The organism is Chryseobacterium sp. GVT01B, from assembly GCF_019970045.1.
Lineage (GTDB): Bacteria > Bacteroidota > Bacteroidia > Flavobacteriales > Weeksellaceae > Chryseobacterium.
Genome location: NZ_JAHXYI010000004.1, coordinates 382,689 through 397,184, shown reverse-complemented (window position 1 = coordinate 397,184; position 14,496 = coordinate 382,689). Strand labels below are relative to the sequence as shown.

The window sequence follows — 14,496 nt, the reverse complement described above, 5'->3', positions numbered from 1 at the left end:
TTATTTAAATAGATAGTATGGTTAGATGCCATAAGGCTAAGAGTTGTGTCGGAAGTACCCCGACTGCTCAATCTTATTATCATAAACCGTAAGTTCTGTAATAGGTGCAGATTCTACTTCAACGTTATGAGAAGATACTCCCCAAGCCTTAAAGTCATCACTTCCGATATACTTCACAAAGTTATAAATGTTAAGAATAATCTTTTGTTTAACAGTTAAAAGGATATCGTTGATATAAGTATTATCTATGATTACATATTTAAGATCCGGCGGTATTTCATGAGATCTTAATGAAGGGTGGCTGCTTCTTGAAGGAATGGTTCCGTCAGCCATTAAATCTTTAAGAACCATATTGAAATAGTCATTGATTCTTCTGTCTACTTTAAATCCTAAAAGGAAGTTGATTTTATATACTGTTCCGGGAAGAATTTCGTCCACTGTATATTTGAAAGTATAGGGATCTTCCTGGTTTACGATGCTCAGGATAAAATAATGATCTGCTCTTTTCGGCTGTTTTTTGATGATGGAATAGATGATTTTTGATTCCACTTCATCATTTCTTTTTGCTCTGCTCAGATAAGCAAGGTTTGTAGCATATTTCGGTATGGTTTCATCCAGTTTCATATCTTTAAGGATGGACACGTATTTTTCAATTTTCACAAACTGGATAAATCTTGTTTTAATCAGTCGTCCGTTATACCATGCATACATAGAAAGTCCGATAGAACCAGCCAATACAACGGTAATCCAACCTCCTTCCATGAATTTGATAATATTGGCACTGAAGAAACCTAATTCAATAGCCATATAAACAAATGCAAAAAATAAAATCAATATTTTGCTTACTCTTTGTTTCAATAACCAGAACACAAGCAGGATTGTTGTCATCAGCATCGTAACTGTAATGGAAAGTCCATACGCGGCTTCCATTTTTCCGGATTCCCTGAAATGCAGAACGACAATAATACACAGAATAAGAAGTCCCCAGTTGATTCTTGGGATATACATTTGTCCTTTCACCCCTGAAGGATAATCAATTTTTTGATTTGGCCACAGGTTAAGAGACATTGCTTCTGAGAAGATGGTAAAAGAACCTGTAATCAATGCCTGGCTGGCAATAATTGCAGCGGCTGTTGCCAAAATTACTCCCGGGATGATCATCCATTCTTCCATAATTCCAAAGAACGGGTTTACTACGGAGAATCCAGGTTTATTGTAATTAGTCAAAAGCCAAGCTCCCTGTCCAAGATAGTTTAGAATAAGCATGATTTTAACAAATCCCCAACTTACTCTGATATTTTTTGCACCACAGTGTCCTAAGTCTGAATAAAGGGCTTCCGCTCCCGTTGTACAAAGGAAAACAGCACCTAAAATAACAATGGCACTTGGTGAGTTGACAATAAGTTTATAAGCATAGTAAGGATTGAAAGATCTTAATATCTCAAAATTCTCACTTAAATGCATCACTCCCAAACCTCCTAATACTAAGAACCAAACAACCATTACAGGGCCAAAAAACTTCCCGATAAAGCTGGTTCCGAATTGCTGTACCACAAAAATAACAATCAGAATTCCAATGGTGATTGGTACAACAGGGGTATGAGGGTTATAAATTTCCAGACCTTCAATAGCCGACATTACGGTAAGCGATGGCGTAATTACCCCGTCTGCAATAAGAGCGGCTGCTCCTACAATGGCAATCAGATACAACCATCCTTTCTTAAGATTTTTAACTAGTGAAAACAAAGCAAGAATACCTCCTTCACCCTTGTTATCTGCTCTTAAAGCGATGATCACATATTTTATTGTGGTCTGCAGGGTAAGTGTCCAAATAATACAGGAAAGAGCACCTTCTATGTATTCATTGAAAGGCATATTACTCCCTTGGAATCTTGCATTCACAATTGCTTTCATTACGTAAAGCGGAGAGGTACCAATATCTCCAAAAACAATTCCTAGAGACACTAAAACTCCCATAAAGGAAAGCTTCTTTATATCGAAGTGGTAACCATCTTCTGTAACTTCTGCCATATCAGCTTAATTTATTTTAAAGGCGCAAATTTATACTAATTTTATGACGTCAAGAATTTTTCTTCATGAATATAATAAATGAAAAAACTTCCTTTCGGAAGTTTTTCTCTATAACTATTTTACGTACATCGCTTTTTTGATTTCCTCTTTTACTTTTTCAAGTTTAGGGAACCATTCTGCAAATAATGCAGCAGAGTAAGGCGCAGGTGCATCAGGAGTAGTAATTCTCTTGATAGGAGCATCTAAATAGTCAAATGCTTTTTGCTGTACCATATAAGTAATTTCAGAAGATATAGACGCAAATGGCCAAGCTTCTTCTAAAATAACCAATCTATTTGTTTTCTTCACTGATGCCAGAATAGTATCAAAATCAAGAGGACGAACTGTTCTAAGGTCAATAACCTCTACAGAGATTCCTTCTTTAGCCATATCTTCAGCAGCCTGTAAAGCCAGCTTCATGATTTTACCGAAAGAAACCAAAGTAACATCTGTACCTTCTCTCTTGATATCTGCTTTTCCTAATGGTAAGTAGTATTCTTCTTCAGGAATTTCCATTTTATCTCCATACATCTGCTCAGACTCCATGAAAATAACCGGATCATTATCCTGAATTGCTGTTTTCAACAATCCTTTCGCATCGTAAGGATTTGAAGGAACCACTACTTTAAGGCCAGGAATGTTTGCAAACCAGTTTTCAAAGGCCTGAGAGTGGGTAGCTCCCAATTGTCCTGCAGAAGCCGTAGGCCCACGGAAAACGATTGGACAGTTCCATTGTCCACCACTCATCTGACGGATTTTTGCAGCATTATTGATAATCTGATCAATTCCTACCAATGAGAAATTGAATGTCATATACTCTACAATTGGTCTGTTACCATTCATTGCAGCACCAACAGCAATTCCTGTAAACCCAAGTTCTGCAATTGGAGTATCAATTACTCTTTTAGGACCAAACTCATCCAGCATTCCTTTTGAAGCTTTATAAGCACCATTGTATTCTGCAACTTCCTCCCCCATTAAAAAGATGGATTCGTCTTTACGCATTTCCTCGCTCATTGCCTGTGCAATTACCTCACGAAAAGTATATTCTGCCATATTTATTCGAAAAATTTAGACTACAAAAATAGTGATTTTTTATTATACACATCATAAAAAGACTCCTCATTTGAGCGAGAAGTCTTTTTATTAATTTTATTTAAAAATGATTTTTCTTCATGGCTGTACTATTCTTTCTTGTTTTTTCTAAAGTATGGAAAAGAATTTCTTTTAAATCTTTCCTATACAAAAACGGCATTTCATTGCTGAAATGCCGTTTTAAAATTCTATTTAAACTTATATTAATTAGCTTTCTCCCAAACCTGGGTTCTTCCTAATAAAGATAATCCTAAGTAACCTCTTACATTCAGCTTATCTCCGCTTCTTGTAATAGTACACTTGTAGGTTTTCCCTGTTTTAGGGTCCGTAATTGTTCCTCCGGTAAACTCATCACCGTCTTTTTTCAATCCTCTGATGATCTCCAATCCTACAATTGGTTTTCCCTTTCTGTCATCTTTACAAAGTGTACAGTTGGGTTCAGCTGGTTTTATTAATAACTGAGAAACTTTCCCATAATATTTCCCGTCTGACTTTTTGAATACTTCAACAATAGATTTTGCCTGTTTTGTCTCATCATCTATTGTTTTCCACTTGCCTTCTATCTGTGCAAATGTAAGTACACCACATAGAGAAAGCGCGAACGTTAACAATATTTTTTTCATATTTCTTATAGTTTTAATTTTAATACAATATTCTTATCTACGTATTGTTAAAAATATAAATTAATTTTCAACGAACAAAAACTTTTATTATACAAAGCATAAAGAGATAAAGAAAAGCAGAAAAACCTGTTCCCAGCTAACCGTTTTTAATACAGTTTCCTGTTAATCACTCTATCCATATAGTCCTGGTACCATGCTTTTGCGGTTTTCTTCCCCTGCTCCACTTCAGCATTTTTAACCTCATTGAGTATATTTTTCTCAAGACTCAGGTCAGATTTATCATACACACCGATAATTTCTTTTCCGTCAAAGCGATAAATGTAATTCCCGATCATAAACTGATCTGTACTTCCATCTGAATTTACAACGATAAAAGGGTACTTTTTATCACTTACCAAACTTCTACCCCAGCTTCTGATAGGTTTGTTATACCCGATAAGATCAGCCAATGTAGGATATATGTCCGCCTGCTGTGCTATTTCCTGATTTACTCCTTTCAGCTGATAGGCGGGATTCGGAGAATAAAAAACCAATGGAACGGCATAACGGTTCATCGCTCTTTCGTATTCCGGGTAATACACCTGATTGGTATGATCTCCGGTGAAAACGAAGATGGTATTGTTATACCAAGGCTGCTTTTTAGCGGTTTCAAAATATTGTTTGATGGCATAATCCGTATACTGCATCGGCTCATGGATTTCAATCTTTCCTTTTTTAAATTTACCGTTATATTTTTCAGGTACTTTAAAAGGATGATGTGATGAAGCAGTAAAAACAGTCGTCATAAAAGGTTGCTTCTTCCCGACATTTTTAGCAAAATACTGAAGGAAGGGCTCATCCCATATAGCCCACATTCCATCGAAATCTTCATCATGATTGTATTCTGTCTTTCCGAAATAGTGTTTGAATCCTAAAATATTTCCAAATCCCAAGAATCCCATAGAGCCATTCGGCGCTCCGTGATAAAAAGAAGTATCATATCCAAGATCATTACAAACAGACACAATAGACTGAATTTTCTGATTGGAATAAGGTGATCCGGTAAAGGCATCCGTAAGACTCGGAATTCCGGCCAATACGCTGCTCATTCCATGAATTGACTGTCTTCCATTCGCAAAAGTATTGGGGAAAATCAGACTCTGTCCAGCCAGACTGTCCATAAACGGGGTGTAAGAAACGTAATCTTTAATATTTTTATCTTTATTGAACGCTCCGGAATATTCTCTTCCAAAAGACTCTACAATGAAAATAACGATATTAGGTCGGTTTTCAACTTTTCTGTCATATACTTTATAAGGCTGTACATTTTCTTCGATATATTTTTCATCTACGAAATGAACTTCCTTAAAATTATTGGTATTTAAAGTTCTGAAAAAGGAGAATGTACTGTTGAGCACCATATTTCCCTGCAGTGGATTTGTTACAAAACGGGTAGCATCCACCATATTAATAGGTCTTGTACTGTGTTTGAAATCTCCTCTGATTCCTCCTACCACCAATACCGCAGTGAGACACAGCGTAATAATGGAAGTAATAAAATAAGGAACTAATTTTAAAGGTTTCGCTTCCTCCACTTTTACTCTTTTGTAAAGGAAAACCCACAATCCCATTAAAACAATAAACCAAATCAGCACAAAAGGATGCTCTCCCACAGAGATCATCAGCGTTTGGGAGACATTGGATTCATGTTCTGCCACTTGGAATACGGCAGAGGTAAGCCTTGCCTGTGCAAATTTATAGTAAATAAAATCCCCGAAATTCATCGCATAAGCAATCCCGTTCGTGATAAAATACAGCCAGAAAAGAATTTTCTGAAAGACCTTTTTTGTATTGATCACCAAAGGCAATAAACTAAGGAGTATAAACAATGCATTGACATATAAAATAGCAGTGGTATCGAAAGCCGTACCATGGAAGGCCAGCTTTATGTATTCTGAAACAGAGTCAACTTTAATCAGATCTTTATTAAAATACCAGAATAAAAGTCTGGCAATCTGATAAAAAACATAGGCTAAAAAAATCCTGTAAACTAATGCCAGAACTTCCTGTTTTCTAAATCCTTTTAAAAATTTCATGGGGCAAATTTACACCAAAAACACTTTAATGCATTTTTTAGTGCAGATTATTTTGAGTTAGAATTTTTAAAAACTGTAATTTTGTAGTTATGGATTTTATAAAAAATAATCTGGCCAATGCCTTAACCCTGGCTAACTTATTTGCAGGCTGTATAGGAGCAATACATCTAATTTTAGGAGATTATCAGACGACTGCGATCTGTCTTATTCTCTCTTCTATTTTCGATTTTTTCGACGGCTTTGTAGCCAGAGCTTTAAAATCAAATTCCAATCTGGGACTTCAGCTGGATTCTCTTGCGGATATGGTAAGCTTTGGGGTCATTCCGGGACTTACTATGTATAAAGCTCTTGAACCGTTTGGTGCAGAGCTTCTTGGGATTCACTTTCCGTTTGAAATCAAATATCTCGGATTGATCGTTACGGTATTTTCCTGCCTGAGACTTGCCATCTTCAACCTTGATGAAGAGCAGCGTTATTATTTCAAAGGATTGAATACGCCAACCAATACTGTTTTATTGTTTGGTCTTTATTATGCTTTTAAAGAAACCGGAACTTTCAGCTTTTTGTTCAATAATGAGCTGCTGCTGATTCTTCTGACTCTTCTTACCTCATGGCTTCTGATCAGCCCGATTAAGATGATGGCGATGAAATTCAAATCAAAACAACTAAAAGATAATTACCCTAAAGTTGTATTACTGGTAGGAGGTATTGCTATTCTTGCCCTGTTTCAGGTGGTAGGAATTCCGATGCTTGTTATTTATTATATATTGGTGTCTCTTGTTTTTCAGGGACAGTTAAAATAGAAATTAAAGAATTTACATAAGGTTTTTATCACCTTATTTTAAGTAAAACACATTTTCAAATTATTAATCATCAACATGAATTTAAAACTCCATAAACCACTTTGTATTTTTGACCTTGAAACAACAGGAACCAACATCGGAAAAGACAGAATTGTTGAAATCTGTATCTTAAAAGTAAATCCTGATGCTTCCAGAGAAAGCAAAACATTGCGCGTCAACCCGGAAATGCTTATTCCTAAAGAAAGCAGTGAGATCCACGGAATTTATGATGAAGATGTAAAAGATGCACCCACCTTCAGAGATATTGCTTCTAAAATTATGGAAATGATTACCGGAAGTGACTTGGGAGGGTTTAATTCCAACAGGTTTGATGTTCCGCTTTTAGCTGAAGAGCTTTTAAGAGTAGGAATGGATTTTGATCTGAGTAAATTCAGATTAGTAGATGCGCAGACTATTTTCCATAAAAAAGAACCTAGAAATTTAGGAGCTGCTTATCAGTTTTACTGTGGAAAAACACTGGAAAATGCCCATTCTGCAGAAGCTGATGTCATGGCAACGTTTGAAGTTCTGGATGCACAAGTAGGAAAATATGATGATATTCCGAATGAAATAGCTCCGCTAAGTGAGTTTACATTCCATAATAAGAATGCAGATCTTGCCGGATTTATCGGATATAACGAAAAAATGGAAGAAGTTTTCAACTTTGGAAAATATAAAGGCCAGGGCGTGAAAGCGGTATTCCAAAAAGATTTAGGATATTTCGGATGGCTTCAGAATGCTGACTTTCCGTTGTATACGAAGAAAGTTTTTACAAAAATTCAACTCTCAAGCAGATTTTAAATATGTCTGATCTGGTTCGTTTTAAATTTTATGAAACTGCCCTTGAAGCTAACAGGGACAAACAGATATTGGCTGAAAACGATATCAACAGCTTCATTGCGAATGAACAGCTTATCCAGTCGGATTGGCTTTTGTCACAAGCGGTAGGCGGAATACAACTTCAGGTTTTTGAAGAAGATCTGGAAAAGGCCAAGCAGGTATTGCAGGATTATAAGGACAATGAACAGTATTCGCTGGAAGTAGAACACACCATTGAAGATCCTGAGTTTGATTTTGTCTGTCCGAAATGCGGTTCCAATCATATTTACAGAGATGACAGCGCAACAAGTTTCTTTGGAATTTCTTTTCTGACGAGTCATAAATTCAAATGTTACTATTGCGGAAATGAGTTCCATTAAGGTTTAATATGGTCAAAAAAATTGGAAAGATTTTTCTCATTGTTATTCTTGGCTTTCTTGTTTTCATAATAGGAAAATTCTTATTGGTATGGAACAGTGTAGAAGTTGATCGTAGTTTAAGCCAGAAACCTCTTTTTAAATCTTTTGATCAGCAAAAACAAACAAATATCTGGGGTTCAGAAAGTGAAGATATTAAAACCAATGATTTTAAAACAAAATCAGACAGTATAAGTCCAGCATATTATATGTGCTCTATTAATGAAAATCCAATGCTAAACGTTACATTTTCTGTTGGAGATGGTTTCAGCGGTGGTGGTTTTCAGATAGATATTTTTCAAAACAGATATAAAATCTCTCCCTATTCTTATACTGACGATATAAAACTTTTTGATTTTTTGGACACGGGAGAATATTATAAAGTTTTGGACAGTAAACTTATTCTGGATAAAGAATCTTATCAAAAAGGAGATAGCATCTTCGGATACACTGAACTCAAAGTTCAAAGAAGATATGGTCCTGAAAAATATATAGAAGAAGGTAAAGGATATTTTAAAGGTAAGGTAAAGTAAATTAATTAAGTTATGAAAATAATCTGCATAGGAAGAAACTACAGTGAACACGCGAAAGAATTAGGAAATGAAATTCCTGAAAATCCCGTTATTTTTATGAAACCGGATACAGCGGTTCTGAAAGGAAATGATTTTTACATCCCTGAATTTTCAAATGACATTCACTACGAACTTGAAGTGGTATTAAAAATTTCCAAAGGGGGGAAATATGTTCAAAAAGAAACAGCTAATAAGCATTATGAAGAAATAGCTCTGGGAATAGATTTCACAGCGAGAGATCTCCAGAGTGAACTAAAATCAAAAGGGCTTCCATGGGAGCTTGCTAAAGGTTTTGACGGTTCTGCAGTAGTAAGCAGTTTCTTTAAAAAAGATAACTTCAGCCTTGAGACCCTTCAGTTTTCATTGTTAAAGAACAAAGAGAAAGTACAGGATGGTAATACAAAGGATATGATGTTCAATTTTGATGAAATCATTGCCTTCGCTTCTCAGTATTTTACGTTAAGAGTTGGTGACCTTATCTTCACAGGAACTCCAAAAGGAGTTGGAAAAGTAGATGAAAATGATATTCTGGAGGCTTATCTTGAAGAAGAAAAAATCCTTGATATCCGAATATTATAAGTATTTAACATCAGAGTCTGACAAATTTTCCCTATCTTTAGGTAACAAAATTAGAGGTTATGATAAATATTGTAGTACCCGTAGATTTTGGGGACAAGACAGACCAATTGGTAGACGGTGCCATAAAATTTGCAAAACAGCTTAACGGCAGAATTTACCTGATTCATGTAGCGCCATCAGATATCGGCTTTGCCATTGGCGATATGGGATTTCAATATTTTCCTGAAGTAGAAGCCAATGAAATCAGAGAAGAGCTGGTACAGCTTAATAAAATTGAGCAGAGAATCATTGCTCATGATATTGATTGCGAACACCTTTTAAAACAAGGGCTTGCCAAAGACATCATTCTGGAACATGCAAAGGCAAAAAATGCAGATTATATTGTGATGGGATCGCATGGCAGAAGCGGAATTTATGATGTATTCGTGGGAAGCTTAACCAAAGGAATTACTAAAAGTTCAAGTATTCCTGTTTTGGTACTTCCAATTCACGACTAAGAAAAAGAAATTTTAATCGTTAGTAATAAAAAAACCGATCAGAGCATATTGTCTGATCGGTTTTTTACTATATAACCAATTAATTAACCTTCTTTTTTGTAGATATTCGGATCGTAGTAAGGGTGCTTACCTTCCGTTGGAGAATAATAGTCTTTGTCTTTGTCTCCACCTAATGTTACTACAAGTACATAGCACCAATAAGTAAATAATACACAGCAAACTGCAAATAAGATCCAGTTTAAAACATTACCGAAAGTATCAAAGAAACCGAAAGTCCATTTGAAAACTTTACTTAAGAATAGAAAGAAAGACGTCATTATTTTCCTTTTTTAAATTAACTTTGTACAAATTTATAAAAAATGTTTAAATTACTTTCAAAAGAAAGCAATATTTTTTCAATTCCTGTTTATATTGGTTTTCTTCTTTTAGTAGTCATAATATTTAACATACTGAATTTCAACACTTATGAAGCCATTGTTGCCGGAATAACTTTTCTGGGAATTGCTTTGGGATATTTTTGTTTTCACAGTATTGCCCTTAATTATCAGACGCATCTCCCATTATTTTTATATACTTTTTTCATTTTCGGGCTGTATCCCGGAAATCTGGATATAGGAATTGCGGTTTCGCTGCTTACAAACTCCTTTCTTATCCTTCTTCTGACCAGTGCGGATGAAGATATCAGAAAGAAGTCGTATGTATTGGTAGGATCTATTGTGGCATTAAACTTTATTTTCCTTCCTACCACGTGGCCGATGGCTGTTTTTGTGATCATTCATGTGATTGCGACCTCTGCTAAAATCACATTGAACCTTTTCAGATTCCTGCTGGGAATTGTTCTGATTACCTTCAGTTATTTCTCTGTGATGTATTTTGTTCAGTTTACTTTCTGGAATATAGATTATTTTCCGTTTGGAAAGATGAAACCGGTAACGGATTATACGGAGCTTCTGCCACTGATCCCTGTGGTTCTGATGCTTATTTATGCAGTATATGACCATTTTAAAAATTATAATAAAAAAAGCCCGATAAGCAGGTATAAATATACTTTCCTGTTGGTCTTTTCGATGGCACAGCTTGTTTCCATCATCCTGTATATGAATAAGAGCTATGAATATCTGCTGCTTCTGGCATTTCCTTCAAGTATTATTCTGAGCAGAATGATGAGATTCTTACCTAAATACTGGATGCGTGAAGCCAGTGTATGGCTTATTATTATTAGTTTACTGACCTTTAAAGCAGGTACAGTTTTTGATTTATTTTAGAAAATTATGATTCAGATAGACGATAAATTGATTTCTGAGGAAATTTTTTCCGAAGAATTTGTTTGCAACCTTACAAAATGTAAAGGTGCATGTTGTGTGGAAGGAGATGTAGGAGCTCCGTTGGATAAAAACGAGCTTGAAATATTGGACAGTATTTTTGATAAAATAAAACCTTACCTTACTCAGGAAGGCATCAAAGCCCTTGAAGAGCAAGGAACATGGACTACTGACCCGCACGACGGAATGTATGTTACTCCTATGGTGGAAAACCGCGAATGTGCTTATGTAACATTCGACGAAAAAGGGATTACCAAATGTGGTATTGAAAAAGCCTATGAAGATGGGGCTGTAGACTGGCAGAAGCCAATTTCCTGCCACCTCTATCCTATTCGTGTTACAGAATATTCTGCATTCACTGCTTTGAATTATCATGAATGGAATGTATGCAGCGATGCGTGTACGCTTGGAAAAGAACTTCAGGTTCCTGTCTATAAGTTTTTAAAGACTCCATTGATCAGAAAATATGGCGAAGAATTTTACAATGTTCTGAGCGGGGCTGCTGATGAATGGAAAAAAGAATATGGTTCTTAACCGATCAGGATTTGAATTAAATAACAAAAACCGCAGATTTCTCTGCGGTTTTCTTATTGTAATAAAAAAGTATGACTAGTTAACAGCTCCTGCTTTTACAGTAGTAACTTCTGCTTTTTTAGTTTCCTCTTTTTTAGCTTTTTCCCAACCGTCTTCCGGCATCAAAGTCGCTACAATTCTACCTTTTGTAAGATATTTTTTAGCGACATCCTGAAGATCCTTTACGGTAAGCGCTTTTACTTTTTCCTGATAATTCAGGATGTCATATTTATCACTTCCGTCTAGCTGGTTTTTAGCAATAGCATTCATCCAGAACATATTGTCTTTCAATTCTGTTTTATTGTCATTGTATTCTCCTTCTTTGTACTTATCCAGATCTTTTTGCTCCGGGCCATTATCAATCAGCTTCTGAAGCTCAGTAATAGCACTCTTTGTCAGTTTATCTGCATTTTCCGGACCACAAGGGAAGTTAATTCCAAAGCTGTAAGTACCATAAGGAATTTTGTTCATACCTCCTCTTGCACCTCCACCGTAGATACCGCTTTCGTCTTCTCTAAGTTTTTCGATAACTTTTATGGTAGCCACTTCTCCAAGAGCTGATAATGCTAAAGCTTCTTTTTCATTGTACGGAGCTTCTCCACTATACGAGATAGATACCATACTCTTAGGATCTTTTCCTTTTTTATACACTTTTGTATAATCTCCGGTCATTGTTCTGTATCCGGTATCTTTGAACATTGTAGCTTTCCCTGATGATGGTAAGCTTGCAATATACTGAAGGACTTCATTTTTAAACTTCGCTTCGTCAATATTTCCTACGAAATAAAACTGGAAGTTTCCGGCATTGGCGAATTTATCTTTATAGATATCGTATGCTTTTTTATAGTCGGTATTGGCCCAGTCTTTTTCCATTGGGAATACACCAATAAATCTAGGGTTCTTTTGATTCATGAATTTAGCATGCTCGTTAGAGAAATAAGCCTGAGGGTTAGACAACAGGTTATTCAGCATTGCAGACTGCTTTTCTTTGTATGCATTGAATGAAGCCGGGTTGTAATTTAAGTTTGTAAAATAAGCATACATCAGCTCCATGGCTGTTCCTAAATCTTTTTGGGTTGTTCTTCCGGAAACCCCCTCAAAAAGTGAGGTTACCATAGGATTTACATTCACCTGCTTACCGGCAAGATAGTTGGTAAGATCCGCTTTTGAGAATCCGCCTACTCCAGCTTCTGTTAATGCAGAGAAAGCAAATTGTGTCTTATTGTAATCTGCATCCGGAATAAGAGAACTTCCTCCTAAGCTTCTTGCAGTAAATACAATTTCGTCATCTTTAAAATCAGTTTTCTTGAAAGTTACTTTAGCACCATTACTTAATGTCCAGGTTGTTGTTCCCAGCTTGGTATCCGTTTCTGTTTTAGCAATTTTTCCTTCAGATTTGAAAGGTTTTACTAAATTTTTGATGGTAGCCTTTTCTTCATAAGGTTTCAGATCAGCCATTTTTACAGCATCGAATGTATTCAGAACCATTGCTTCTGTAGGCATGGTAATATTATCTTTTTTAGGACCTGTAATCACAATCACCCTGCTGTCATCTTTCACCATTTTTTTGATGATTTCGTTGGTCTGTGCAAGGGTAACCGATGGTAAGAAAGACTTGGTATCTTCATATTCCCATGCAATTCCAGGTATTGGTTCCTGCTCCAGGAAGTTTCTTACATACTCACCTACCAGCATATCGCTTTCTGTCTTATCTTTATTGTTATAAGATCTTTCAAGGTTGGATAATACCTGAGATTTCGCTCTGTCAAGTTCAGATTGGGTAAATCCGAATCTTTTTGCTCTTTCAACCTCTTCCAGTAAAACTTTCAGTGCATTCAGCTGGTTTCCTTCTTTCACCATGGCAAATCCCTGGAAAGCTTCTTTGCTTCTTGCATAAGTTCCTCCGTGATATACTGATCCGAAAGTAAAAGGCGGGTTTGTAGAATTGATCAGTTCTCTCAATCTATTGTTAAGCATCGTTGTTGAAAGATTTTCAACAAGACTCTGATTGTACTGCTCTACCGTTACATCCGGTTTATAGGCATCAGTATCTTTCATGATAAACTGTACCATAGAATTGGTAGCATCAGGATCTGTTTCAATAGCTACCAGAGTTTCTTTGTGGTTCGGAAGATCGAAAGATTTTCTTTCTCTGGGTTTTGAAGGGTTTTTATATTTGCTGAAGTTATCTTTTATCTTTTTTTCAATTTCATCCACGTTGATATCTCCTACAACAATGATGGCCATCAGATCCGGTCTGTACCAATCTTGGTGAAATTTTCTGATCACATCAGGTTTGAAGTTTTCCAACACTTCTTTTTTGCCAATCGGAAGTCGGTCTGCATATTGAGATTTATATAAAAACTTCGGAAGATATTTATCCATCATTCTCTTATCAGCTCCAAGACCCAATCTTAGCTCTTCCAATACTACTCCTCTTTCTTTATTGATCTGTTCATCAGAAAGGGTTGCATTGAAGGCCCAGTCTTCCATTACTTTCAATCCGGCATCCAGGTTTCCTGGTTTATCCAATGGAACGGGAAGCATATAAACCGTCTCGTCAAAGCTGGTATAAGCGTTAAGGTGCTGTCCGAATTTCACTCCGATAGACTGTAAAAAGTCTACTAATTTATTATCTGGAAAGTTTTTGGTTCCATTGAAGTTCATATGCTCCATAAAGTGAGCCAATCCTCTTTGATTTTCATCTTCAAGAATTGATCCGGCATTGATGGCCAGACGGAAATCTACTTTTTTCTCCGGTAAAGTATTTTTTTTGATATAGTACTTCATTCCGTTGGAAAGGGTACCAATTCGTACAGAAGGATCCACTGGAATATTCTGTCCAAAGGCGTTTGCTGACATCAAAAAGATGACCGCAAATGAAGATAAGACTTTTTTCATGGTATTTGATTTTATTTACGGCTTAAAACTAACAATTATCCACAATGTGAAGAAATTACAGAATTCATTTTATAGTTAAATTTGAGTTAAACTTCTCCATATACCAAAAAAA

14 protein-coding genes are annotated in these 14,496 nt (G+C 36.0%); 8 read left to right on the top strand and 6 right to left on the bottom strand.

From position 1 onward, the window contains the following. Window positions 1-36 precede the first annotated feature (36 nt). From LC457_RS11675 to LC457_RS11660, 4 genes are all read right to left on the bottom strand, one after another. The gene (locus LC457_RS11675; RefSeq protein ID WP_223599982.1) at window positions 37-2,031 is read right to left on the bottom strand and encodes a KUP/HAK/KT family potassium transporter; all 1,995 of its coding nucleotides are present in this window, start codon (window positions 2,029-2,031) and stop codon (window positions 37-39) included. Between the two features lie 114 nt (window positions 2,032-2,145). After that, window positions 2,146-3,126 (bottom strand): pyruvate dehydrogenase complex E1 component subunit beta, encoded by a 981-nt coding sequence (locus tag LC457_RS11670; protein ID WP_047378880.1) that lies wholly within the window; start codon window positions 3,124-3,126, stop codon window positions 2,146-2,148. 242 nt (window positions 3,127-3,368) lie between these two features. Beyond that, the gene (locus tag LC457_RS11665; protein WP_223599981.1) at window positions 3,369-3,788 is read right to left on the bottom strand and encodes a DUF2147 domain-containing protein; all 420 of its coding nucleotides are present in this window, start codon (window positions 3,786-3,788) and stop codon (window positions 3,369-3,371) included. 146 nt (window positions 3,789-3,934) lie between these two features. After that, the gene (locus LC457_RS11660) at window positions 3,935-5,863 is read right to left on the bottom strand and encodes an LTA synthase family protein (protein WP_223599980.1); all 1,929 of its coding nucleotides are present in this window, start codon (window positions 5,861-5,863) and stop codon (window positions 3,935-3,937) included. 89 nt (window positions 5,864-5,952) lie between these two features. On the opposite strand from LC457_RS11660, the gene LC457_RS11655 reads away from it, so the two are divergent. From LC457_RS11655 to LC457_RS11630, 6 genes are all read left to right on the top strand, one after another. Next, window positions 5,953-6,666 (top strand): phosphatidylcholine/phosphatidylserine synthase, encoded by a 714-nt coding sequence (locus LC457_RS11655; protein ID WP_223599979.1) that lies wholly within the window; start codon window positions 5,953-5,955, stop codon window positions 6,664-6,666. A 75-nt stretch (window positions 6,667-6,741) separates the two neighbouring features. Next, the gene (locus tag LC457_RS11650) at window positions 6,742-7,506 is read left to right on the top strand and encodes a 3'-5' exonuclease (RefSeq protein WP_223599978.1); all 765 of its coding nucleotides are present in this window, start codon (window positions 6,742-6,744) and stop codon (window positions 7,504-7,506) included. Window positions 7,507-7,508: 2 nt separating this feature from the next. Next, window positions 7,509-7,904: a putative signal transducing protein gene (locus LC457_RS11645; RefSeq protein ID WP_223599977.1), complete on the top strand. Its 396-nt coding sequence runs from the start codon at window positions 7,509-7,511 to the stop codon at window positions 7,902-7,904. 8 nt (window positions 7,905-7,912) lie between these two features. Continuing rightward, complete coding sequence (locus tag LC457_RS11640; protein WP_223599976.1) at window positions 7,913-8,473, top strand: hypothetical protein; 561 nt, start codon at window positions 7,913-7,915, stop codon at window positions 8,471-8,473. Window positions 8,474-8,485: 12 nt separating this feature from the next. Beyond that, a complete protein-coding gene (locus LC457_RS11635; RefSeq protein WP_223599975.1) occupies window positions 8,486-9,091 on the top strand; it encodes a fumarylacetoacetate hydrolase family protein in 606 nt (201 codons plus the stop codon). Window positions 9,092-9,150: 59 nt separating this feature from the next. Then, a complete protein-coding gene (locus LC457_RS11630; protein WP_142717734.1) occupies window positions 9,151-9,588 on the top strand; it encodes a universal stress protein in 438 nt (145 codons plus the stop codon). An 83-nt stretch (window positions 9,589-9,671) separates the two neighbouring features. Here LC457_RS11630 and LC457_RS11625 read toward each other — a convergent pair whose 3' ends face one another. Next, window positions 9,672-9,905, bottom strand: coding sequence for a hypothetical protein (locus tag LC457_RS11625; RefSeq protein ID WP_149833408.1), 234 nt, complete (start codon window positions 9,903-9,905; stop codon window positions 9,672-9,674). 42 nt (window positions 9,906-9,947) lie between these two features. Here LC457_RS11625 and LC457_RS11620 point away from each other — a divergent pair, with 42 nt between their 5' ends. Both LC457_RS11620 and LC457_RS11615 read left to right on the top strand, forming a co-directional pair. Continuing rightward, window positions 9,948-10,853, top strand: a complete 906-nt coding sequence (locus LC457_RS11620) for a DUF6427 family protein (RefSeq protein WP_223599974.1) — start codon at window positions 9,948-9,950, stop codon at window positions 10,851-10,853. A gap of 6 nt (window positions 10,854-10,859) precedes the next feature. Beyond that, complete coding sequence (locus tag LC457_RS11615; protein WP_047378893.1) at window positions 10,860-11,444, top strand: DUF3109 family protein; 585 nt, start codon at window positions 10,860-10,862, stop codon at window positions 11,442-11,444. 75 nt (window positions 11,445-11,519) lie between these two features. Here the strand turns inward: LC457_RS11615 and LC457_RS11610 are convergent, their stop codons facing one another. Beyond that, window positions 11,520-14,384, bottom strand: coding sequence for a pitrilysin family protein (locus LC457_RS11610; protein WP_223599973.1), 2,865 nt, complete (start codon window positions 14,382-14,384; stop codon window positions 11,520-11,522). Window positions 14,385-14,496 lie beyond the last annotated feature (112 nt).

Coding starts and splice junctions, on each gene's coding strand:
- LC457_RS11675 (WP_223599982.1), bottom strand. CDS start 2,031: ATGGCAGAAGTTACAGAAGATGGTTACCACTTCGATATAAAGAAGCTT.
- LC457_RS11670 (WP_047378880.1), bottom strand. CDS start 3,126: ATGGCAGAATATACTTTTCGTGAGGTAATTGCACAGGCAATGAGCGAG.
- LC457_RS11665 (WP_223599981.1), bottom strand. CDS start 3,788: ATGAAAAAAATATTGTTAACGTTCGCGCTTTCTCTATGTGGTGTACTT.
- LC457_RS11660 (WP_223599980.1), bottom strand. CDS start 5,863: ATGAAATTTTTAAAAGGATTTAGAAAACAGGAAGTTCTGGCATTAGTT.
- LC457_RS11655 (WP_223599979.1), top strand. CDS start 5,953: ATGGATTTTATAAAAAATAATCTGGCCAATGCCTTAACCCTGGCTAAC.
- LC457_RS11650 (WP_223599978.1), top strand. CDS start 6,742: ATGAATTTAAAACTCCATAAACCACTTTGTATTTTTGACCTTGAAACA.
- LC457_RS11645 (WP_223599977.1), top strand. CDS start 7,509: ATGTCTGATCTGGTTCGTTTTAAATTTTATGAAACTGCCCTTGAAGCT.
- LC457_RS11640 (WP_223599976.1), top strand. CDS start 7,913: ATGGTCAAAAAAATTGGAAAGATTTTTCTCATTGTTATTCTTGGCTTT.
- LC457_RS11635 (WP_223599975.1), top strand. CDS start 8,486: ATGAAAATAATCTGCATAGGAAGAAACTACAGTGAACACGCGAAAGAA.
- LC457_RS11630 (WP_142717734.1), top strand. CDS start 9,151: ATGATAAATATTGTAGTACCCGTAGATTTTGGGGACAAGACAGACCAA.
- LC457_RS11625 (WP_149833408.1), bottom strand. CDS start 9,905: ATGACGTCTTTCTTTCTATTCTTAAGTAAAGTTTTCAAATGGACTTTC.
- LC457_RS11620 (WP_223599974.1), top strand. CDS start 9,948: ATGTTTAAATTACTTTCAAAAGAAAGCAATATTTTTTCAATTCCTGTT.
- LC457_RS11615 (WP_047378893.1), top strand. CDS start 10,860: ATGATTCAGATAGACGATAAATTGATTTCTGAGGAAATTTTTTCCGAA.
- LC457_RS11610 (WP_223599973.1), bottom strand. CDS start 14,384: ATGAAAAAAGTCTTATCTTCATTTGCGGTCATCTTTTTGATGTCAGCA.